Genomic DNA, 23276 nt, shown 5'->3' with positions numbered 1-23276 from the left:
ATACAGTCCGGTTTATGCAGTCCGGTTTACACAGTCCGCTTCACACAGCTCGTCAACAGCCCGGCGGGGACGGTTTCATGTTTCGGCATTGACCTTTGAGCGCCCTCGCCTGTCACTGATTGCGGTTACCCGTCTTTTTGCCTCACTGGAGATGATCACCCAATGATCAAGACTTACAGCTACGCCGCGCAAAAATCCACCGACAAACTGGCCCCTTTTCAGATCGAGCGCCGCGACCCCGGCGCCGATGACGTGCAGATCGACATCCTGTTCTGCGGCGTCTGCCACTCGGACCTGCACACCGCGCGCAACGAATGGCACAACACCCTGTATCCGTCGGTGCCGGGCCACGAGATCGTCGGCAAGGTCACCGCGGTCGGCGCCAACGTCACTCACTTCAAGGTCGGCGACCTCGCCGGCGTCGGCTGCATGGTCGACAGCTGCCAGCACTGCGCGTCCTGCGCGGAAGGCGAAGAGCAATACTGCGAGAACGGCTTCACCGGCACTTACAACGGTCCGGTGTTTGGCGGCGAGAACACCTTCGGTGGCTACTCCGACAAGATCGTGGTGAAAGAAAAGTTTGTCCTGAAGATTTCCCACAGCGACAACCTCGCCGCCGTCGCGCCGTTGCTCTGCGCCGGGATCACCACCTACTCGCCGCTGCACCACTGGAAAGTCGGCCCGGGCAAGAAAGTCGGCGTCGTCGGGTTGGGCGGTCTCGGTCACATGGCGGTGAAGATCGCCCACGCCATGGGCGCCCACGTGGTGCTGTTCACCACCTCGCCGAACAAGCGTGAAGACGGCCTGCGCCTGGGCGCCGATGAAGTCATCGTCTCGAAAAACCCTGATGAAATGGCCACCCAGACCAATCAGCTCGACTTCATCCTCAACACCGTCGCGGCGCCGCACAATCTTGATCCGTTCCTGAACCTGCTCAAGCGCGACGGCACCATGACGCTGGTGGGCGCGCCGGATCAGCCGCACCCGTCGCCAGGCGTGTTCAACCTGATCTTCAAACGCCGCAGCCTCGCCGGCTCGCTGATCGGCGGCATTCAGGAAACCCAGGAGATGCTGGATTTCTGCGCGAAGCACGGCATTGTCTCCGACATCGAGATGATTCACATGAAGGACATCAACGAAGCCTACGAGCGCATGATCAAGGGCGACGTGAAATACCGCTTTGTCATCGACATGGCGACCCTGAAAGAAGAAGCGTCAGCCGCCTGACGGGCCAGGCACCCGGGCCGGTTTCACTGGCCCGGGTCAGCCGTAACATTCTGTGTGTTTTCCACCTGAGAAATATCGGCAACCATACCCCGGTGCTTCGGTCACAACCCTTGAGCCATGGCCAGCGCCGCCTACTTTTGCTGATCCCGACAAGGCGCCAGCCCTCGCTGCTGACACAAGCGCCAAGGATTAGAGAGCACGACTCACACGTGCATGCATGGATTCAACTGAATGCAGTGCCTGCGCACTGGTTATCGTTGAAGACTGCCGTTGCCCCTAGCCATACCGCATGCCGTTCCACCTGCCGTCCCTGCCCGCGCGTCCGCCCACCGTCGGCCGCCAGGTCTGACCCAACGCTGACGAGGAACCCGTTCATGACCGATCAGCCTGATCGTCCCAACAAACAAGAAGTGTCTTGCGACCTCAAGGCCTTTACCGTTCCCTCCCGCCGTAATTTTCTGAAATCCATCGGCGTGTCCAGCCTCGCTGCCGCGACGGCGCCGATCTGGACCCAGGCGCTGGAAGCCCAGGCCGCCGTCGCCGATGACATCGACCCGCCTGCGGCCGACGAAAGGCGCATGACCCTGAAGGTCAACGGCCAGGCCCACACCCTGAACCTGCCGGCCAACGCCGCGCTGCTGGATGTACTGCGTGATCGCTTGCAACTCACTGGCACCAAGAAAGGCTGCGACCACGGCCAGTGCGGCGCCTGCACCGTTCACGTCAATGGCGTGGCGATCAATTCGTGCCTGTCCCTCGCGGCGATGCACGAAGGCGACGCCATCACCACCATCGAAGGCCTGGCGCAGAACGGCACATTGCACCCGGTGCAGGAGGCCTTCTGGGAACACGATGCCTACCAGTGCGGCTATTGCACCTCCGGGCAGATCATGAGCGCGGCGGCGTTGTTGAACGACAAAAACATCGGCACTGACGATCACAGCGTGCGCGAAGCCATGAGCGGCAATATTTGCCGTTGCGGCGCGTACAAGAACATCCTCGCGGCGATCCAGTCGGCGCGCATCAAAGTCCAGGAGGTGAGCTGATGAGAGCCTTTGATTACGTGCGCGCCAACAGCGTCGAACAGGCCGTGACGACCCACGCGAAAAGCCCGACGACCTTCTTCCTCGCCGGCGGCACGACGTTGCTTGATCTGGTCAAGCTCGACATCATGCCCGCCGATCAGGTCATCGACGTCAACCACCTTTCCCTCAAGCAGATCGAAGTGCAGAAGGACGGCAGCGTGCGCATCGGTGCGCTGGTCAGCAATACCGAACTGGCCCATCACCCGCACATCGTCGAGCACTATGCCGTGCTGTCCCAGGCGTTGCTGTCCGGCGCCACCACTCAGCTGCGCAACAAGGCCACGACGGCTGGCAACGTGATGCAGAGGGTGCGCTGCAACTATTTCCGCGACGGCTATTCGCCCTGCAACAAACGCGAACCGGGCTCAGGCTGCGCCGCCATCGACGGCCACAATCGCAGCGTGCACGCGGTGCTCGGCACCAGCGACCAGTGCATCGCCAGCCACCCTTCTGACATGTGCGTGGCGATGGTCGCCATTGGTGCGACGGTCGAGGTGCAGGGCCCGAAGGGCAAGCGCAGTGTCGATTTTGCTGATTTCCACCTGCTGCCCGGCGCGACGCCGTGGAAAGAACACGCGCTGCTGGACGATGAATTGATCACCCACGTGGTGCTCGCTGCGCCGCTGGCCGGCAACACGTCCGCTTACCTGAAGCTGCGGGATCGCGCCTCGTATCAGTTCGCCCTGGCGTCCAGCGCCGTGATCGTCGTCATGGACGGCAACACCGTGCGCGAAGCACGGGTGGCACTGGGCGGGGTCGGCACCAAACCCTGGCGTTCACTCGATGCCGAGCAGGCGCTGAAGGGCCAGACCCTGACGCCGCAGACCCTCGAGAAAGTCGCCGCCATCGCCCTCACGGGCGCCAAAGCCTATCGCCACAACGCCTACAAGATCGCGTTGGGGCAGCAGGCCATCGTGCGCAACCTCGGCACCTTGAACGCCTGACCGGAGGATTCACCATGACTGATGCAATGATTGGCTCGGCACCCCGCCGCATCGATGGCCAACGTAAGGTCACCGGCAGCGCGATGTACGCGTCCGACCATCACCTGAAAAATATGGCCTACGGCTACGGCGTGTTCAGCACCGTCGCCAGCGGCAAGATCATCGGCCTGGAACTGGACGCGGCGCGCAAATCGCCGGGCGTGCTAGAGATTCTGCACCACGGCAACTTCCCGTCGCTCTATCACAACTCGACGCTGCCGATGTCCTTCGCGCAGATCCTCAAGGCGGCCAAGTCCGACGAAAGCCGCCTGCCGTTCGAAGACGACACCGTGCATTACGCCGGTCAGTTCGTCGCCCTGGTGGTGGCCGATACCTTCGAGCACGCGCGGGCCGCGGCCTACAAGATCAAAGTCAGCTACAGCAAGACCGACGCAGTGGCCAATCTCGAACAGGGCCTGAAAGCGGGCGCCTTGCAGGACGGCAGCCCGAACCACACCCGGGGTGACGCCGCCGCTGCCTTCGACAGTGCCGCCCACAGCATCGACACGACCTACTCGACCCCCGTCGAAACCCACAACCCGATGGAAATGCACGCCACCGTCGCCAGTTGGGAAGACGGACGCCTAATCGTTTACGAAGCCACCCAGGGCGTAGTTGCCCACCGCAATTCCCTGGCGAAAATCTTCGGGCTGATCCCGGAAAAGGTCGAAGTCCGGGCTCCGTTCATTGGCTCCGGTTTCGGCAGCAAGTTGTGGATCTGGCCCCATTCGGTCGCCGCCTGCGGCGCTGCCAGGGTGCTCAATCGGCCCGTGCAGTTGGTCGTGCCGCGCCAACAGATGTTCACCACCACCGGGCACCGCCCGGAAACCCGGCAGCGCATGCGCCTGGCGACCGATGACAAAGGCAAGCTGGTGTCGGTGCGCCACGAGTCCATCAACACCACGTCCTTCACCGACCCGTACAAGGAAAACTGCGGCACCTCGACCAAGAGCCTTTATAGCTGCGCGAACGTGCTGGTCACCCACAAGATCATCGAGGTCAATCGCGGCACGCCGACCTCCATGCGTGCGCCGGGTGCAGCGCCGGGGCTGTTCGCCCTGGAATCGGCCATGGACGAGATGGCTGATAAAGTGGGCATGGACCCGCTGGCATTCCGCAAGCTGAACGTCTCCGAGCGCGACGAAAGCCAGAACCTGCCGTGGTCGAGCAATCATCTGCAGGAGTGCATCGACAAGGCCGCCGAGCGCTTCGGCTGGAGCAAGCGCAACCCGACGCCGGGTTCGATGAAGGACGGCACCGAGATCATCGGTTATGGCATGGCCGCCTGTAACTGGGACGCCTATCGCACCCCCGCAGAGGCGCAAGTCGCGCTGCGCGCCGATGGCACGGCCTGGGCCATTTGTGGGGTACAGGACATCGGCACCGGCACGTACACCATCGTCGCCCAGGTGGTCAGCAGCATCACCGGCATCCCGCTGGACAAGATCGAAGTCGAGCTGGGCAATTCGTCGTTCCCGCCGGCGCCGGTGTCGGGCGGATCATGGGCGACCGCGAGCGTGTTGCCGGCCATTGCCGAAGCTACCCGCCAGGCCGTCGAACAGCTAAAGGCGTTCGCGACCGCGCCCAAGGGCGTGTTTGCCGGGGCCAAGGCCGAGCAGGTGAGCTTCGAGCAGGGCCAGTTGAAGAGCGGCGACAAGACGTTTGCCATCGCCGATGTGCTCAACGCACAGAAGCAGGGCAGCGCCTTCGGCGAAGCGAAGACCGGCATGAACGACACCAGCAAGCACTCGTTCCGCTCGTTCGGCGTGCATTTTGTCGAAGTGCGCTGGGACTCGGGCATCTCGCGGCTGCGCGTGTCGCGGGTGGTGAGTGCGATTGACGTGGGCAAGGTGATCAACCAGAAAACAGCGCTCAACCAAGTCGAAGGCGCGATTGTCATGGGCGTCGGCATGGCGCTGTTTGAAGCGACGGACTTCGACGAGCGCAACGGCATGCCGGTGAACAACAACTACGCCGAATACGTGGTGCCGGTGCACGCCGACCAACCGGAGATCGATGTGATCCTGCTGGACTACCCGGACTTCGAGCTCAACGAATTCGGCGCTCGCGGGATCGGCGAGATCGGGATTACCGGGCTTGCGGCCGCGGTAGCGAATGCTGTCTCACACGCCACTGGCAAACGCATACGGGACCTGCCGATTACGTTGGACAAGCTGATGGAGTTGCCGCCGACGATGAAGGTTTAAACCAGAAATTCCAGCGCCCTAACCGTCCTCTTCCCGGCTGAAGCCGGTCCCACTGAAGCACCGCATGCCGTCAGTGGGGCCGGCTGTAGGACCGGCTTTAGCCGGGAAGCCCTGGAAGATCGTTCCCACGCTCTGCGTGGGAATGCCGCACTGGACGCTCGGCGTCTCAAAACTGACGCGGAGCGTCGGAGGATGCGTTCCCACGCGGAGCGTGGGGACGATCAAATGTCACTCGATCAATCCTTGCGCGGCGCCCAGCAACCCTTTGAATTTCCCGTAGCGCGCCCTCAACACTGCTTGCACCGCCGGCAACGGCTGATACCGCGCTTTCACTGCCATCCCCCGCTTCAGCAACTCAGCCCCCTCCCCGATCGACAGAAACCCCAGCTTCGCCGCGCCGATGCAGGCGCTGAGCTCGCTACCGTGCAACGTGTACACCTCGCGATCAAGGATGTTGGCCAGCAACTGCGCCCAGTATTCGCTGCGTGCCCCGCCGCCCACCAGGGCGCAGGCGTTGACCGTGGCCCCTGCGGACAGGGTGGCATTCATCGCATCCAGCAGCCCGAAACCCACGCCTTCGAGCACCGCATAGCCCAACATGGCGGGCGTGCTGTCATGCCCCAGGTTCATGAAGCCGCCCCGCAACAGCGGGTCGTTGTGGGGCGTGCGCTCGCCCGCGAGGTACGGCAGAAACAGCGGACTGGAAACCGCCACTGGCTGATCGACCGGCAACCCAGCGTGAACCTGATCGAGCAAGGCCTGCTCACTGGGCTGACCCAACAATCGGGTGACCCAGCGCAGGCAGCTCGCCCCCGCCAGCATCGCGCCCATGGTGTACCAGCGCTGCGGCAACGCGTGGCAAAAGCTATGCACGGCGCTGGCCGGATTGCCCGCCGGATGATCGGTGATCGCGACGATGGCCGCGCTGGTGCCGAGGGTGACAAAAGCATCGCCGGCGTTGATCGCACCGATGCCCACCGCGGATACCGGGTTGTCGCCGCCGCCTGCGGCGACGGGCAGACCCGACGGCAAACCCAGCGCATCCGCCGCTTCGGCACTCAGCCCGGCGGACAGTCGATCGGCTTCCAGCAACCGGGGCATCTGCTCGATGGTCAGCCCGGTGGCGTGGAGCATCGGCGCGTACCATTCGCGCTTCGCCACATCCAGCCACAACGTGCCGGCGGCGTCAGACATGTCACTGACCTGCTCGCCGGTCAGCAGCAAACGGAGGTAATCCTTCGGCGACAGCACGCTGGCGATGCGCGCGAACACCTGCGGTTCGTTCTGCTGCAGCCACACAAGCTTCGGCGCCGTGAGCCCGGCCATGGCCAGACTGCCGGTGACGTCGGCGTACTCCGGGAAATCCTCGTTCAGCCGCGACGCCTGAAGCACGGCGCGGGAGTCGTCCCAGAGAATCGCCGGATATAGCACCTGCTCGGCCGCATCCAGCAGAACCGCGCCGTGCATCTGCCCCGACAAACCGATGCAGCCCACCCGCGCCCACGCCTGGGGATTGATTTTCCGCAACTGAGCCAGCGCCGAAACACAGGCCTGCCACCAGTCGGCCGGATTCTGCTCCGACCAGCCCGACTGCCGCCGGCTGACCTCCACGCGCGCACCGGCCTGGGCCAGCACCTCGCCTGCAGCGTCCAGCAGAATGGCCTTGAGTTCGGACGTGCCGAGGTCGATGCCGAGGGAAACAAGCTGATTCATTAAGATTCGGTTCCTGAAAATTCGGTGCCTGAAAGTGCGGTGGCTGTAAATCCGGCGCGTGGCAGCGGACCCTCAAGGGCATCCACACGAATTGCGAATGCGTAACGTCGGCGCCAGTCGCTCCGACAGTCGTTTGCCCTCGGGATTATCGATGCGCTGCAACAGCAACTGCACCGCCCGCGCGCCCAGGGCCTGCACCGGTTGAGCGATCACACTCAGGCGCGGCAGGAAAAAATCCGCCCAGTCGAAATCATCAAAACCCACCAGGGCCATTTGCTCGGGCACGGCGATGTTCGCGTCACGCAAGGCGTGCATGGCGCCGATGGTCATCAGGTTATTTGCCGCCAGAATCGCCGTCGGCGGCGGGTTCAGGCGCAACAGCGCGGAAGTGGCGACCCGTGCCGATTCGCTGTTCGACTCACCGTCAATCAGCAACTGCGAATCCCACGGCAGCCCCGCTTCGGCGAGCGCCTGCCGGTAGCCCTCAATGCGCTCTTCCGTCGTACTGAGGCCGCGATGCCCGGCAATCATGCCGATGCGCCGATGACCGTGGCCGATCAGATGAGTGACCAGTTCGCAGGTGGACAGACGATTCTCGACGCCAACCTGATCGAAACCCTCGACCGCCATCCTGTCCACCAGCACGCTGGGGATCGCGTTGCTGCGCAGATAAGCAAGTGCCGCCTGCTGCGGATCGCTGGACGGCGCAAGCAGAATGCCGTCGACGCGCCGATGGTGCAGCGCCTGAACCACGCGCAATTCCTGGGCGGGATCGTCGTGGGTGTCAACGAACAACATCATGATGCCGTGGCGCGCGCATTCGGTTTCGATGGCGTGCACGGTCTCGCTGAAATAGTGGTTCGACAGCGCCGAGATCGCCACGCCAATGGTGTTGGTGCGCGAACGGGCCAGCGCGCGCGCCAGGGTGTTGGGGATGTAGCCCAAATCCTGAACCGCGCGCTGCACCGCTTCCACCGTCTTGTCGCTGACCTTGCGCGTGCCGTTAAGCACATGGGAAACGGTCGACGTCGATACCCGCGCCCGCTTCGCCACGTCTTCCATTTTGATCACTGCGCCGACTCCTTCAGGCCTGCGTCTCAGTGCTTGCTGGACCAGCCGCTGTAGGAGCCGATGTTGTCGCGGGTGATCAGTTTCGGCGTGAGTTGGGTGACCGCTTCAGCCGGCTTCTTGTCGTTGAGCAGGTCGTTGCCGATGACGACTGCCTGTTGCGCCATGGCCCACGGGTCCTGGCTGGCCGAGGCTTGAATCGAGGTGTCGGCCTTGAGCGCCTGTTCGATGTCCGGCGCACCGTCCACCGACGTGATGATGATGCCGCTGCGTTTCAGCTGCTTGGCCGCCAGGTCACTGCCGATCGCCTGAGGGTCGTTGATCGCAAACAGACCGTCGATTTTCGGGAAGCGCGTCAGGTAACCCTGCATCGCGTTCAGGCCGCCTTCGCGGGAGCCCTTGGCGTCCTGATCGTCGGAGAGAATCTTGATGTCCGGCGCGGCGGCGAAGGCCGATTTGCAGCCGGTGACGCGGTCGGTCACGGCAGCGACTTGCGGACCGTTTTCGATGATCACGTTGCCCTTGCCCGACAGCTTGTCGACGATGAACTGGCAGGCGAGTTTGCCCGCTTCGACGTTGTCGGTCTGCACGGTGGCATCGACGCCGGCGGCGCTGACGTCCACGGCCACGACTTTGATGCCGGCGGCCTGGGCCTTCTTGATCGCCGAAGCAATGGCCTTCGGGTCCACAGCGTTGATCAGGATCAGGTCGACGCCCGAGGCGATGAAGTTGTCGATCTGCGAGAACTGCTTGCTCAGGTCGTAATCGGCGGAGACGGCGGTGACCTTGGCGTTGGGATTGAGCTCCAGGGCCTTGGCTTTGGCGCCGTCGGCCAGGGTGACGAAATACGGATTGCCCAGCGAACCCAGGCTGATGCCGACGGATTTCAGCTCACGGGCTTCGACGCCCTGGGACAGCAACGCGGCCAGGCACAGGGACATGACAGCGGGGAATTTGCGGTTGAAGTTCATGGGTTCTCTCTTGTGATTATTGTTGGAGTCTTCGTTGAAACGCATGCAGCCATACAGCGGTTGATCAGGTTCGTGCACCGGACTGGCGATAGCGATCCAGTGCCACCGCGCCGATGATCACGATGCCCTTGATGATGTATTGCCAGATATCGGAGACGCCCAGCAGCACCAGGCCGTTGGTCAGCACCGCGATGATCAGCGCGCCGATCAGCGTGCCGCCGATGGTGCCGACGCCGCCGGTGAAACTGGTGCCGCCGAGGATCACCGCCGCGATGGCGTCCAGCTCGTAGGACTGGCCCAGCTGCAGGCCGTTGGCGGCAAACAGTCGCGAGGCGCTCATCACCGCGCCGAGCCCGGCCAGTGCGCCAGAGACGGCGTAGACAAACAGCAACACCTTCCACACCTTGATGCCGGACAGGCGCGCCGCTTCGGGGTTGCCCCCCACCGAGTAGATCTGCACGCCCATCACCGTGCGGCGCAGGATGAACCACGACACCACGATGACCGCCACGGCGATGATCACCAGCCACGGCACGCCGAGCACCGAATCGTTGCCGATGAAAGCAAACGGCAGGTCGGGATTGAACACGGTTTTGTCGTCGGCGAGCAGACGCGCCAGACCGCGCATGGCAGTGAGCGCGCCGAGGGTGACGATGAACGGCGGCAGGCGCATGAAGGCAATCAGGCCGCCGTTGACCAGACCCAGCAGCAGCCCGAAACCGACGCCGGCGGCAATGCCGAGCATGCCGAACTGCGGCGACATCGAGGCTTGCAGGGCAACCACCGCCGAAGCCGCGAGAATCGCGCCGACCGAAAGGTCGATGCCCGCCGTCAGAATCACGAAGGTCATGCCGGCCGCCAACACCACGTTGACCGAGGCTTGCTGGGTGATAATCGACAGGTTCTGCCAGCTCATGAAGGTGTCGGTCATCAGCGAGAAGCCGATCAACAACAGAATCAGCACGGGCAGCATGCCAACGGTGCGCATCAGTTCCCGCACCCGTTCACGCTTGCTGATGGCGGCAACGGCGGGCGAGTTTTCCAGGGGCAGACTCATGGCCTGGTTTCCTTTTTATTGTTATCGGAAGATTGCGATTCCTGTAGGAGCGCGCTTGCCCGCGAATGGGGTCTGTCAGTGCCAAATGCGCTGACTGATACAACGCGTTCGCGGGCAAGCGCGCTCCTACACGTTAAGTGTCGCGCCTGAGAGGTGGGTCTAGACATGAGCCACCTGCGCACTCCCCGTTGCCAGATCGATGATCCGCTCCTGAGAGATGTCCTGCCCGGACGCACCGCCCACTTCGGCCACCAGTTCTCCTTCGCGCATGATCAGCACGCGGTCGCAGGTGCCGATGATTTCCGGCAGCTCGCTGGAGATCACCACAATGCCGACGCCGGCCTTGGCCAGTTCGTTGATGATTCGATAGATCTCCGACTTGGAGCCGATGTCCACACCGCGGGTGGGCTCGTCGAGAATCAGCACGTGGGGCTTGACCTCCAGCAGCCGCGCCAGCAGCACCTTCTGCTGATTGCCGCCGGACAGCGCGCCGACATTGACCTTGCCCGAGGCCACGCGGATCGACAGCGAACGAATCGCCTCGATCGCCCGCTTAGCCCCACGTCCCCGATCCAGCACGCCGCCGGCATGGGCGTCGGGCACGCAGGCGCAAACGTTGATGTTGTCGCGCACGCTCATGTCCAGAAACAGGCCCTGGGCCTTGCGATCTTCGGTCAGGTAAACCACCCCTGCACCGATTGCGTCGGTGGGGTTGCGCAGATCGGTGATCGCTTTGCCGGCCACTTCAAGGGTGCCGGAGGTGCGTGAGTCGGCGGCAAAAATCAGTCGCGCCAGTTCCGTGCGCCCTGCTCCGACCAGTCCGGCGATGCCCAGCACTTCGCCAGCGTGCAGGTCAAAACTGCACGGCTTGACGCGCTTGCCGTCGGCCATGTCGCGCACGCGCATGACCACCGCACCGGGGTCGTAGGCGGCGTGTTCTTTCTTGTAGAAACCGGACAGATCGCGGCCAACCATCATCTTCACCAGCGCCTCGGCCGACAGCGCGTCGCGCTCCAGCATGCCGACGTACTCGCCGTCGCGCAGCACCGAGACCCGATCGGACAACTCATAGATTTCGGCCATGCGATGGCTGATGTAAATGATCGCCAGCCCCTGGTCACGCAGCTGTTTGATCAGCGCAAACAGCCGGTCGGTTTCCCGGGACGACAGCGGCGTGGTCGGCTCGTCCATCACCAGGATTTTCGCGTTGGCGTGCAGCGCCCGGGCAATCTCGACCAGTTGCCGCTCGGCAATGGACAGCACGCTGACCTTGGTCGACGGTTTGAAATCGGCACCCAGTCGCACCAGCACGTCAACGCAGCCGGCTTCCATCGCCTTGCGGTCGATGCTCCAGCCACGGCGCAATTCGCGGCCCAGGTAAATGTTTTCGGCGACACTGAGGTTAGGGCACAGGCTCAGTTCCTGATAGATCACCGCAATGCCGCGCGCTTTGGCGGACAACGGGTCGAATGCACTGAGGGCCTGGCCGTCGATGCGGATCTCGCCACCGGCATCGGCCTGGTAAGCGCCGGACAGAATCTTCATCAGCGTCGACTTGCCCGCGCCGTTCTCCCCCATCAGGGCATGAACTTCACCGGCGTAGACCTTGAGGGCGACATTTTTCAGTACGCGCAGGCCGTTGAAGGTCTTGGAAATGGCGGTCATTTCCAGCACGGGCTGAGGAGAGACAGAGAGGACGGCACTCATGGCCGGGCGGCCAATGAAGCAGAAGTGACGAGCGCGGACAGCACACGCGGCAATCGAACAGACGAGCTGATCATGTGGACCTCCGAGGTTTCTTGTTTTTATGCCTGGGCCACCTCTTCGCGGGTGGCACTCGGGAATTGCGTTGAAATATTTCGGAACAGCTGAATCCTAGAACAGCTGAATCGATTCACGCAAGCGCTTGCTTCGGTTTTTATAGTTTGAGCGCTGCGGTGTGAATTTTGACCCCTTCGCGGCTAAAGCCGGTCCCACTAACAGCAGGGGTCCTACAGTGGGACCGGCTTCAGCCGGAAAGAGGCCGGTGAGGTCACCCTTGGTTCTTGATCGTCCCCACGCTCCGCGTGGGGATGCATCCTGTGACGCTCCGCGTCACCTCCCGTTCTGGAATGCGCGTCGTCTGCTGGACGCGGAGCGTCCGGGGCGGCGTTACCACGCAGAGCGTGGGAACGATCGGCACTCGGCGCGCGTGGTGTTTCAGTGGGACCGGCTTCAGCCGGGAAGAGGCCGGAATGATCACCCTCAATTCTGCGGTGCGATGCTGACGCCTTCCCGGCTGAAGCCGGTCCTGCTGTGGGCTGCGGAGGTCAGTCCCATCGGGGTGCAATGGCAAATCATGCACGTCGCTCGTCGAGGTGAGTCGTTTCAGCGTGAATTTGCGGTAGCATTGCTGGCATTTCGATGACGGCCAGAATCAGGAAGCCTTATGTCCAGAATTTCCCACTCCGCTTTGCGTCGCAAATTCCGTGAGCAGCTGGCTTCGCAGCACTGCGTCGAGACCGCTTCAGTGTTCGATCCCATGTCGGCGCGCATTGCGGCGGATCTGGGGTTTGAGGTCGGTATCCTGGGCGGCTCGGTGGCGTCGCTGCAGGTGCTGGCAGCGCCGGATTTTGCGTTGATTACCCTGAGCGAGTTCGTCGAGCAGGCCACCCGGATCGGTCGTGTCGCGCAGCTGCCTTTCATTGCCGACGCCGACCATGGCTACGGCAACGCCCTGAACGTCATGCGCACGGTGGAGGAACTGGAGCGCGCCGGTGTGGCGGCGCTGACCATCGAAGACACCTTGCTGCCGGCGCAATTCGGGCGCAAATCCACAGACCTGGTCTCCATCGAAGAAGGCATCGGCAAGGTCAAGGCCGCCCTTGAAGCCCGCGTCGATCCGGAACTGACAATCGTGGCCCGGACCAACGCCGGCGTGCTACCGGTCCAGGACATCATCGAACGCACCCTGGCCTACGAAAAGGCCGGCGCCGACGGCATCTGCATCGTCGGCATCAAGGACTTCGAGCACCTGGAGCAGATTTCGGAAAAGCTTACCGTGCCGCTGATGCTGGTGACCTACGGCAACCCGGAACTCAATGACCGCCAGCGCCTGGCCGATCTAGGCGTGCGGGTGGTGGTCGCCGGCCACGCGGCGTACTTCGCCGCGATCAAGGCCACCTACGACAGCCTCCGTGCCCAACGTCAGGTCACCCACAGCACGTCGAACCACAGCGCCACCGAACTGACCCACACCTACACCTTCCCGGAAAGCTATGTGGCCTGGGCCAAGGATTTTATGGACGTGAAGGAGTGAGGCTGCGGCGTGACGCCCTTGGGCGTCGCGCCACGTAAACGCCTGATCAACCCGTTCGATCCGTCGATACCTCGCCGGATCGAGCGGCGTCAAACAGCCTGCCGATTACTTCAGATGGGTCTGAAAAAACGACGTCAGGCGGGCGAAGGGGCTCAGATCCACCCGGTCATACAGGTCCACAACCGTTCGAGGGCTATCACCTTTACTACCCCAGCCGGCGCCAGCACACGGCGGCGTTTCGCGTGGTGCCGGACGCGTTGCGGATCAATCCGCTGGCGTGAAAATACGGGTTAGAAGTCGAAGCTGAACTGGTCCTGGGAACTCAGATCGATAGTCCGCGAGATCACGAACGGCAGGATCGCGTCGGCAATCGGCTGCAGCTGTTTGCTGATGTAATGGTCGTAATCGATGGCCGCCGTCCGCACTTCCAGCGGCTCGGGTCCGGCGACCGTGATCACATAGCTGATCCACCCGCCATTCTGGTACTGCAACGGCCGACCCTGTTGGCGGTTGTACTCATCGGCCAGCCGCGCGGCGCGCACATGGGGCGGCACGTTGCGTTCGTAATCGTCGAGGGCCCGGCGCAGGCGCTTGCGATAGATCAACTGGCTGTCGAGTTCCCCGGCCAGGGTTCGGCCCACGTACTCCCGAATGTATTCCTGAAACGGCTGGCGCTGGAAGATCCGCAGGTACAGCTCCTGCTGGAACGTGCGGGCCAGTGGCGACCAGTCGGTGCGCACCACCTCCAGCCCCTTGTAAACCATTTCGTCTTCGCCATTGGCGCGGGTCACCAATCCCGCATAACGCTTCTTGCTGCCCTCCTCCGCGCCGCGAATGGTCGGCATCAGGAAGCGCTTGAAGTGGGTTTCGAATTGCAGTTCGAGCGCGCTGTCCAGGTCGTACTCGGCCTTCAGATGAGCGCGCCACCAGTCGTTGACCTGCTTGACCAGCGCGCTGCCGATCTGCGCGGCATCGTCCTGCTCGTGGGCTTTTTTCAGCCAGACAAACGTCGAGTCGGTGTCGCCGTAGATCACTTCGTAACCCTGCGCCTCAATCAGCAGCCGCGTCTGGTGCATGATCTCGTGCCCGCGCAGGGTGATCGACGACGCCAGCCGCGTGTCGAAGAAGCGGCAACCACTGGAACCCAGCACGCCGTAGAAGGCGTTCATGATGATTTTCAGCGCCTGGGACAGCGGCGCATTGCGCTCGCGTTTCGCCACTTCACGCCCTTCGGCCACCCGCGAGACAATGGCCGGCAGACAATGCCGCGTCCTGGAAAAACGCGCGCCACGAAAGCCTTCCACCGACTCGCTGTCGTCGGGGTGTTTGAGGCCTTCGATCAAGCCCACCGGGTCAATCAGAAACGTGCGGATGATCGACGGATACAGGCTCTTGTAATCAAGCACCAGCACCGATTCGTACAGCCCGGGACGCGAATCCATGACAAAACCGCCGGGGCTGGCTTCCGGCATGCGCTCGCCCAGGTTCGGCGCGACGAAGCCCTGGCGGTGCATCAGCGGGATGTACAAATGCTCGAACGCGGCCACCGAACCGCCGTTGCGGTCCACCGGCAGGCCGGTCACCGTGGCGCGTTCGAGGAGGAAGGTCAGCAGCTCGGTCTTGGCGAAAATCTGTGTGACCAGCTCGCAGTCCTTGAGGTTGTAACGCGCCAGCGCCGGCTTGTCCTCGGCGAACAGGCGATTGATCTCGTCCATGCGCTGATACGGATTGTCGATGGCCTTGCCTTCGCCCAGCAGCGTCTGCGATACGTTTTCCAGGCTGAACGAGGGAAAGCTCCAGGTCGCCGAACGCAGCGCTTCGATGCCGTCGATGATCAGACGCCCGGCCGCCGCCGCGAAAAAGTGATTGTTGCGCGCGCCATGTTCGCGCCAGGTCATCACTTCCCCGCCGCGACCCAGACGCAGCGGCACATTCAAGCGCCGCGAGTGCTCGTGCAGCACGCGCAAATCGAACTGCACCACGTTCCAGCCGATGATCCCGTCAGGGTCATGGCGGGCCATCCATTCGTTGAGTTTCTCCAGCAGCGCGACGCGGGTGTCGCAGTACTCAAGCTTGAAATTCACCTGGGCGGCATCGCCATTGGCCGGGCCGAGCATGTACACCTGACGCTCGCCGCAGCCGTGCAGGCCGATGCAATACAGCTCGCCGCGTTCGGTGGTTTCGATGTCCAGCGACACCAGTTTGAGGGTCGGCCGGTAACCCGGATCAGGCCTGAGTTGCGCGTCCAGCAACAGGCCGTTGGCGTCCGGCCGCCCGCTGAACTGCACCGGCGCGGTGATGAAACGCTCCATCAGGTAACGCTCGGGCGGGCGGATATCGGCTTCGTAAACGTCGACGCTGGCTTTGCGCAGGTCGCTTTCCAGGTTCATCAACTGGCGATGCTGCCGTGTGTAAAGCCCGAGCACCGGGCGATGGCGGAAATCACACAGTTCCAGTGGCTTGAGCTCAACATGGTGCTCGTTGCGCAACACGGCTTCAGCGCGCTCGCGGTGCTGCTCCGGAATAAACGCGACGGAGGTCTGATACGGCAGGCGCACCTGGCGCGGCCCCTCATCGGTGGCCAGCCAGAATTCCACCTCGGTGCCGGCGTCCGTGTCGCGCCAATGCCGGGTCAGGACGAAGCCCTGCTGTAAATCCACCGCTGCAACCTCGTCGCTTTTTATTTCAGACGAGGATTCTACGGTGAATGCCACAGGAAAGCGCGACGGCTGCGGGAACGATGTGGTTCCCATGGACATCACAACAACTCGACCATCATCTGAGGGATCCAGCATGCACGTTCGACGCACCGCCCTGACCGCTTCCATCCTCGCCACGCTTTTCACCGGTGGCGGCTTTTATGCCTGCAGCGCCTATGCCGCCGATGTCTCCCCCGAGCAGTTATTGAAAAAGGCCGAGGCCGAGCAGAAACCCTATCTGGCCACCGTCAAGCAACTGGTCGACATCGACACCGGGACCGGTCAGGCGCCCGGGCTGAAAATGGTCAGCGCGGTGCTGGTCGAACGGCTCAAGGCCCTGGGCGCAAAGGTGGAAACCACGCCTGCGACGCCCTCGGCGGGCGATAACATCGTCGGCACCCTCAAAGGCACGGGCAGCAAATCCTTTCTGCTGATGATCCACTACGACACCGTGTTCGGCCCCGGCACTGCGGCCAAGCGACCGTTTCGCGTCGACGGCGAGCATGCGTATGGCCCCGGCGTCGCCGATGCCAAAGGTGGCGTGGCCATGGTGCTGCATACCCTGAAGCTGCTGGAAGACGAGAAATTCAAGGACTTCGGTAAGATCACCGTGCTGTTCAATCCCGACGAAGAAACGGGGTCGGCCGGCTCGAAAACCCTCATCGCCGAACTGGCCCGCAAGCACGATTACGTGTTCTCGTTCGAGCCACCGGACAAGGACGCCGTCACGGTCGCGACCAACGGCATTAACGGCGTGTTCGTCGACGTCAAAGGCAAGTCCTCCCACGCCGGCTCCGCCCCGGAAGCCGGGCGCAATGCTGCCATGGAACTGGCCCACCAACTGGTGCAGCTCAAGGACCTGGGCGACGCGGCCAAGGGCACAACGGTCAACTGGACGCTGATCAAAGGCGGCGAGAAGCGCAACATCATCCCCTCCAGCGCCGCCGCCGAAGGCGACATGCGCTACTCCGACCTGAGCGAATCCGACCGTGTGCTGGCCGACGGACAGCGCATCGTGCAGGGGAAAATGATCGACGGCACCGACGTCACCTTCCGCCTCGACAAAGGCCGTCCCCCACTGGCAAAAAACCCCGCGACCGACGACCTCGCCAAAACCGCCCAGGCGATCTACGCCAAAACCGGCCGTACCCTCGAACCCATCGCCATGCGCTTCGGCACCGACGCCGGCTACGCCTACGTCCCCGACAGCCAAAAACCTGCCGTCCTCGAAACCATGGGCGTCGTCGGCGCCGGCCTCCACGCCGACGACGAATACATGGACCTCACCAGCATCGCGCCGAGGCTGTACCTGACGGCGGCGATGATTATGGAATTGTCCGGAAAATAGAACGAGGCTGACGCTCCTCAGGACTTACTGAAAGGCCAGTTTCGGTGGGACGCGGAGCGTCAGAGGCGGCATTACCACGCGGAGCGTGGGAACGATCAAGCGTTGACCGCAAGATTGATGGTGCACACGCCGGCCTCTTCCCGGCTAAAGCCGGTCCCACTAACAGCAGCGCGTGCAGCCAGTGGGACCGCCTTCAGCCGGGAATGGACGCGGAGCGTCCAAGGATGCATACCCACGCAGAGCGTGGGCACGATCAGCAAATGGATTCACGCGGTGTTCTGTAGGACCGGCTTCAGCCGGGAAGCTTTTGATTTTCGCCTTTGATCTTCATTACGCAAAAAGTCCAAACGACACCAATTGCGACTTGGGTGCAGGCCGAACGCAGACGACGCGCAGTGGGCCGAGCCGCATGGATGCGGCGAGAGCGCCGTCAGGACATGGATGTCCGTTCGGCGCGGGCCCACGGAGCGTCGTCGGAGTGAGGGTATTCCGACGAAGGAGGAACCCAACCAGGAGCAGGCACCTTTGGTTACTTGGGGGTGGTGCGACTTTCGACTTTTCCAAGTAACTCGCCGAAGGCGAAACCCGAGGCCGTTAGGCCGACGCCCTTGATCTTGATCTTGGCCTTAAAAACCTGAACCGCGAAGCGCGCCTACGACGCCTGCCACGATCCGGTCCACATCCGCCTCGTCAATCACCAACGGCGGCAACAGCCGAATCGTCTGCCCACGCGTCACATTGATCAACACCCCATATTCCTGCGCCGCCACCAGACACACATCCCGAATCGGCCGCGTCAACTCAATCCCGATCATCAACCCCATCCCCCGCACCTGAACGACATCAGGGTGCCCCGCCAGCGCGGCACGCAACCCCGCCAGCAGCCGCTCACCCTGCACCGCCGCATTGTGCAAAAGCCCCTCCCCCTCAACGATATCCAGCACCGTACAACCGACCCGACACGCCAGCGGATTACCGCCAAACGTACTGCCATGACTGCCTGGCGTGAACAACCGCGCCACCCCCGCCGTCGCCAGACACGCACCAATGGGAATGCCATTGCCCAACGCCTTCGCCAGCGTCATCACATCAGGCACGATCCCCTCATGCTCAAAGGCAAACCAGCGCCCCGTCCGGCCAATGCCGGTCTGGATCTCGTCGAGCATCATCAGCCAGCCGTTGTGAGTGCAATGGACGCGCAACGCCTTCAGATACCCCGGCGGCGGCAACGCCACGCCACCCTCGCCCTGAATCGGCTCGACCAGCACGGCGACGATCCGCTCGCCATACACCCGCGTCGCCCGCTCAACCGCCGCCATGTCGCCGAAGGCCACCTTCACGAACTCCCCCGACATCGGCTGATAACCCAGCCGCGCGGCGCCGTTATCGCTGGCCGACAACGTGCCGAGGGTGCGCCCGTGAAAAGCGTTGTCCATCACCAGCACCAGCGGATGCTCGATGCCCTTGGCCCAACCATACAAACGCGCCAGCTTAAGCGCGGTTTCGTTGGCCTCGGCCCCGGAATTGTTGAAAAACACTTGATCCAGGCCCGACAGCCGGGTCAGACGTTGCGCCAGTTTCTGCTGCCAGTCGATGCGGTAATGGTTGGACGTGTGCAAGAGCAGCCCGGCCTGCTCGCTGATCGCCGCGACAATGTGCGGATGGCTGTGGCCGACGTTGGTCACGGCGACACCCGCGACGGCGTCCAGGTACTGACGGCCGCTGTCATCCCACAGCCGCGCGCCTTCGCCACGAATGAAGCTCAAGGGCATCGTTTTGTAAGTGTTCATCAGGCAGGCGGCGGTCATGTCGGTGGCTCCATCACGGGTAAGTGATGCCAGTATCGTTAGCCCGTTCTGATGTATAAAGACCGCCATCCTTCAGTGACTTTAAAGCAGGGCTTGATAATGGACGTGTTTCTGGCAATGACGGTTTTCGTCAAAGTGGTGGAAGGCGGCAGCATGACCGCGGCCGCGCGCCAGTGCGAAATGTCGACGACCATGGTCGGCAATCACCTGAAAGCCCTGGAGCAGCGCCTCGGCGTGAGCCTGTTGCAGCGCACCACGCGCCGGCAGAACCTGACCGAGTTTGGCCTGGAATACTACCGGCGTTGCGTCGAGGTGCTGGGCTTGGTCAATGACTCCGAGCGCATGGCCGAACAGGCGCAGACCGAGCCCAGCGGCACGTTGCGTGTCACCGCCCCGCCGGCCTTCGGCGCCGAACGCCTGGCGCCGCTGCTCAGCGATTTCGTCCAGCGGTACCCGGAGATCAAGGTCGAGGTGGTGCTCAGCAAACAGACAATGGACCTGATCGAGCACGGTTTCGACGCCGCCATCCGCCTCGGCACTCCGGAGTCATCGGCCTTGATCGCCCGGCCGCTGCAGGACTACACACTGACCATCTGCGCAGCGCCCAATTACCTGAAACGCCGGGGCACGCCAATGACTGCCGATGACCTGCGAGACCACGACTGCCTGGCATTCGCCTACCCGGCAGGCGACGACTGGCGTGCCGCCGACAAACTGTGGCGCCTGACCGGTCCCGACGGCGTGATGGAAGTGCCGGTGTCGGGCTCGATGATCGTCAACAGCACGCCGGCGCTGCGCCAGGCCGTGCTCGCTGGAATGGGCGTGTCGATGCTGCCCGACGTACTGATCAGCGAGGACCTGGCCAGCGGAAAGCTCGTGCCGCTGCTGCAGGATTACCAACCGCCCAGCCGCACGCTGTGGCTGATGTACCCCCAGGACCGCTATCGCCTGCCCAAGGTGCGGCAGTTCGTCGAACACGCGTTGCGCGCCTGGGGCAAATAAGCCATCACGCCACACAGGCCGTTTGCCCGAGAAGCCACAATCAACGGGCCGCACACATCAATGCTCGCGACATCCACGAACTCGGCAACGCGAATTGATAGCAGGCATGTCGGGTATCGACCGACAGAAATAGTGCCCCAGGGCCCTCATCGATACAGTCGTTGCAACACTCAACGACAGGCATCGAGGTTGAAAATGTCACGCGCCATCAAATTTCATCGCTTCGGCAAAGCCGATGTGCTCAGTTGCGAAGAGCAGCCTGACCGGTCCCCCGGTGCACAGGAAGTGCTGGTTCGTGCCGAGGCCATCGGCATCAGCTGGGACGACGTGTTGTGGCGGCAGAACCTGTCGCTGGCGCCTGTGCAGTTGCCGGCGGGGCTGGGCAGCGAAATGGCCGGCGTCGTCGAAGCCGTGGGCGCTGGCGTCACTGACTTGAAGGTGGGCGACAACGTGGCGAGCTTCAAAGCCATGAGTACCAACCAGTATCCGGTGTGTGGCGACCACGTGATGGTGCCGCGCAATGCCCTGACCCGTTACCCGGACGCGCTGACGCCGGTGGAAGCCAGCGTTCACTACACGCCGATGCTGCTGGCCTACTTTGCCTTCGTCGACCTGGCCAACGTGCAACCCGGCCAGACCGTGCTCGTCACCGACGCGACGTACAGCCCCGGAATTGCCTTCGTGCAGCTGGGCAAAGCGTTGGGCCTGCGGGTTATCGCGGCGACGCCCCACGCGCAAGACCGTGAATACCTGCTGGCGAACGGCGCCGATCGGGTGATCGTCACCGACGAGGACGATATCTGCCTGCGCATCGAGTCCCTGACCCACGGCCATGGCATCGAAGCGGTGTTCGACGGACTGGGGGGCATGCAGATGTCGATGCTCGGCGATGTGTTGGCGCCGCGCGGCAGTCTGGTGCTGTACGGCCTGCGCGGCGGCAACAAAACGCCCTTCCCGGCGCAGCAGGCGTTTCGCAAAAACATGCGCTTCCACGTGCATTGCCTGGAAAACTTCACCGGCAAGCCGGAGCTGGGCATCGAGCAAAATGCCCCTGCGTTGCAACGCGCACTGGATGTGATCAACGACCTGACCGCCAAGGGCCTGCTCAAGCCGGACATTCACCGCACCTGGCCGTTCGAGCAGTTCGGCAAGGCCCACAACCACCTCGACGAGCACCCGGTGCGCGGTCGCGTGGTGCTCAAAGTCAAATGAGCGGCATGCAGGTGAACCCCGCGCCGGACATGGTCGTCCGGCGCGCGACCCCAGAATCAATCAACGCCAGAGCCCGACCAGCGCACTCACATCGTGCAACAGTCGGGAAACGCTCTCGGGGTTGACGCGCTTGGGACGATGGCCAAACTCCAGCAAAGGACTTTTCGAGCGAATGACCGCTCACGCCGCTCCGCCCTCGGAGCTTCATGACACGTCAAGGAATGACTGTATGCCCCTCAACGCAGCCGCTTCACCCCGTCCGCCCCATCTCGACTGGATGGCGCAGATCCCCGAACTCGCCCAGTTGCGCATCGACCAACTCATCCTCCCCGGCGCGCACAATGCCGGCAGCGACAAGCTCTCCCCCAACTCCGGTATTCCGCAAGAAAAGGCCCAGGACGTCGCGCCCCTGGAGCAATTGCGCCAGGGAGTGCGGGCGCTGGATTTGCGCGTGGCGTTTTATTCAAAGTATGAAAAGGGTGACCCCCGGCGATTCCAGCTGTTTCACCTGACCTCATCAGGGCGCACGGTCGCCGGGGACATTCTGGCGTGCGTCGACGCGTTCTATCAGGAGCTTGAGCACAGCGGCTCGCCCGTCCGGGAAATGGTCATCCTGGACTTCCACCGGTTCAAGGATTTCACCGAGATCACCCATCGGGAGTTTCAGAACCTGCTGACGAAAAGCCTCGGCTCCAGAGCCGTGCCTCGGCAGCTGAGCAAGCTGACGCTGGAAGATATCTGGCGGGATCATCCGGGCAAGAATGTCGTGCTCGCCTACAATCACAGCTCGGGTGACGATCTTCTGTGGCACGGGGTCAAGCAGCGCTGGCCAGGGGAGAACCTGTTCAACACCAACACCCTGAAGGCGTTCGTCAATGAGGTTGCGGTGGAATACAAACCGGCGTTCAGCCTGACCGCCATCCAGTGCGCCAAGTATTCACTGCCACTGCACGCGCCCAGCGACTTGAGCCTGAAGATCGATCAGTGGTTTGCGTCGACGGATGAAAACAGCTTCATCCAGAATTTCTACATCATCAACACCGACTGGACCCTGCGCAGCGCGCTGGTCGCGCACTGCCGTCACGCGAACGCTGTGCGTGCGCGTTTCCACCTGCGCCATCCCGATCTGCCGCTGCAACCCAGGCGGCGAACGGCCAGCAACGGGTGATCAGCAACGGGTGATCAGACCCTGTCGGGCGACGCGGATCAACTGGTGAATCACCGCCTCCGCGCGCTCGACCGTGGGCGCCTGAATCACCGCCAGATCAAACTGGTCGCTGCTGAAGCGCTCAAGGGCATCGTTGGTTTCGATGAACTGAATGAGAAAGGCATGCGGGCCGCCCTGGCGACGCGGCCAGCCGTCGAGGTAACGCAGCAGCGTCGGCTGGTGGGCGCCGCCCAGAAGGATTTGTGGATTACGACGATTGAACTGGCTGGCGATGGGGGCCAGACGAACGAGGGGACGCGGGTGGGAATGACGGCTCATAGTGTCGTTTTCTCTGCCTCATTGATCCGCTGGGCAGCGGTGAGAGGCAACACCGAACCAGCGCTTTAGCGGAATTTCGATGACGAATGACCGTCACCAGGCGCCCCGCAAG

Annotated in this window: 17 protein-coding genes; 9 read left to right on the top strand and 8 right to left on the bottom strand. The window is 62.9% G+C overall.

Features of this window, described 5'->3' with window-relative positions:
* The first annotated feature begins 162 nt into the window (after window positions 1-162).
* From L4G42_RS15975 to L4G42_RS15960, 4 genes are all read left to right on the top strand, one after another.
* Complete coding sequence (locus L4G42_RS15975) at window positions 163-1227, top strand: NAD(P)-dependent alcohol dehydrogenase (protein WP_237259493.1); 1065 nt, start codon at window positions 163-165, stop codon at window positions 1225-1227.
* Window positions 1228-1601: 374 nt separating this feature from the next.
* On the top strand, window positions 1602-2273 hold the full coding sequence (locus L4G42_RS15970) for a (2Fe-2S)-binding protein (RefSeq protein ID WP_237259492.1): 672 nt from the start codon (window positions 1602-1604) through the stop codon (window positions 2271-2273).
* Window positions 2273-3256, top strand: a complete 984-nt coding sequence (locus tag L4G42_RS15965; protein WP_237253154.1) for an FAD binding domain-containing protein — start codon at window positions 2273-2275, stop codon at window positions 3254-3256. Before L4G42_RS15970 ends, L4G42_RS15965 begins: the two co-directional genes overlap by 1 nt.
* 14 nt (window positions 3257-3270) lie before the next feature.
* A complete protein-coding gene (locus L4G42_RS15960; protein ID WP_237253153.1) occupies window positions 3271-5502 on the top strand; it encodes a xanthine dehydrogenase family protein molybdopterin-binding subunit in 2232 nt (743 codons plus the stop codon).
* A gap of 228 nt (window positions 5503-5730) precedes the next feature.
* Here the strand turns inward: L4G42_RS15960 and xylB are convergent, their stop codons facing one another.
* From xylB to L4G42_RS15935, 5 genes are all read right to left on the bottom strand, one after another.
* Complete coding sequence (xylB, locus tag L4G42_RS15955) at window positions 5731-7215, bottom strand: xylulokinase (protein ID WP_237253152.1); 1485 nt, start codon at window positions 7213-7215, stop codon at window positions 5731-5733.
* Between the two features lie 72 nt (window positions 7216-7287).
* Window positions 7288-8286, bottom strand: coding sequence for a LacI family DNA-binding transcriptional regulator (locus tag L4G42_RS15950; RefSeq protein WP_237253151.1), 999 nt, complete (start codon window positions 8284-8286; stop codon window positions 7288-7290).
* A 26-nt stretch (window positions 8287-8312) separates the two neighbouring features.
* Window positions 8313-9254, bottom strand: a complete 942-nt coding sequence (locus L4G42_RS15945) for an ABC transporter substrate-binding protein (RefSeq protein ID WP_237253150.1) — start codon at window positions 9252-9254, stop codon at window positions 8313-8315.
* 64 nt (window positions 9255-9318) lie between these two features.
* Window positions 9319-10311: an ABC transporter permease subunit gene (locus L4G42_RS15940; RefSeq protein WP_237253149.1), complete on the bottom strand. Its 993-nt coding sequence runs from the start codon at window positions 10309-10311 to the stop codon at window positions 9319-9321.
* Between the two features lie 159 nt (window positions 10312-10470).
* Window positions 10471-12018 (bottom strand): sugar ABC transporter ATP-binding protein, encoded by a 1548-nt coding sequence (locus tag L4G42_RS15935; protein WP_237253148.1) that lies wholly within the window; start codon window positions 12016-12018, stop codon window positions 10471-10473.
* A 721-nt stretch (window positions 12019-12739) separates the two neighbouring features.
* On the opposite strand from L4G42_RS15935, the gene L4G42_RS15930 reads away from it, so the two are divergent.
* Complete coding sequence (locus L4G42_RS15930) at window positions 12740-13609, top strand: isocitrate lyase/PEP mutase family protein (protein ID WP_237253147.1); 870 nt, start codon at window positions 12740-12742, stop codon at window positions 13607-13609.
* Window positions 13610-13899: 290 nt separating this feature from the next.
* Here the strand turns inward: L4G42_RS15930 and L4G42_RS15920 are convergent, their stop codons facing one another.
* The gene (locus L4G42_RS15920; protein ID WP_237253146.1) at window positions 13900-16269 is read right to left on the bottom strand and encodes a DNA polymerase II; all 2370 of its coding nucleotides are present in this window, start codon (window positions 16267-16269) and stop codon (window positions 13900-13902) included.
* 133 nt (window positions 16270-16402) lie between these two features.
* Between L4G42_RS15920 and L4G42_RS15915 the strand changes: the two genes are divergently transcribed.
* Window positions 16403-17656 carry a M20/M25/M40 family metallo-hydrolase gene (locus L4G42_RS15915; RefSeq protein WP_237253145.1) on the top strand — a complete coding sequence of 418 codons (1254 nt, stop codon included), beginning with the start codon at window positions 16403-16405 and terminating at the stop codon, window positions 17654-17656.
* Window positions 17657-18282: 626 nt separating this feature from the next.
* On the opposite strand, the gene L4G42_RS15910 is transcribed toward L4G42_RS15915, so the two are convergent.
* Window positions 18283-19464, bottom strand: coding sequence for an aspartate aminotransferase family protein (locus L4G42_RS15910; RefSeq protein ID WP_237253144.1), 1182 nt, complete (start codon window positions 19462-19464; stop codon window positions 18283-18285).
* A gap of 99 nt (window positions 19465-19563) precedes the next feature.
* Between L4G42_RS15910 and L4G42_RS15905 the strand changes: the two genes are divergently transcribed.
* The 3 genes from L4G42_RS15905 to L4G42_RS15895 all read left to right on the top strand — a co-directional run bounded on the left by L4G42_RS15905 (window position 19564) and on the right by L4G42_RS15895 (window position 22846).
* The gene (locus tag L4G42_RS15905; RefSeq protein ID WP_237260937.1) at window positions 19564-20466 is read left to right on the top strand and encodes a LysR family transcriptional regulator; all 903 of its coding nucleotides are present in this window, start codon (window positions 19564-19566) and stop codon (window positions 20464-20466) included.
* Window positions 20467-20661: 195 nt separating this feature from the next.
* A complete protein-coding gene (locus tag L4G42_RS15900) occupies window positions 20662-21678 on the top strand; it encodes a zinc-dependent alcohol dehydrogenase family protein (RefSeq protein ID WP_237253142.1) in 1017 nt (338 codons plus the stop codon).
* Between the two features lie 229 nt (window positions 21679-21907).
* Window positions 21908-22846 carry a PI-PLC domain-containing protein gene (locus L4G42_RS15895; protein ID WP_237253141.1) on the top strand — a complete coding sequence of 313 codons (939 nt, stop codon included), beginning with the start codon at window positions 21908-21910 and terminating at the stop codon, window positions 22844-22846.
* Here L4G42_RS15895 and L4G42_RS15890 read toward each other — a convergent pair whose 3' ends face one another.
* Window positions 22847-23164: a class I SAM-dependent methyltransferase gene (locus L4G42_RS15890; protein ID WP_237253140.1), complete on the bottom strand. Its 318-nt coding sequence runs from the start codon at window positions 23162-23164 to the stop codon at window positions 22847-22849. It lies immediately after the preceding gene.
* Window positions 23165-23276: the final 112 nt, after the last annotated feature.

Source organism: Pseudomonas petrae (assembly GCF_021728295.1).
GTDB classification, from domain to species: Bacteria; Pseudomonadota; Gammaproteobacteria; order Pseudomonadales; family Pseudomonadaceae; genus Aquipseudomonas; species Aquipseudomonas petrae.
Note: the sequence above shows the minus strand (reverse complement) of the source record. Positions and strands in the feature narration are given on the sequence as shown.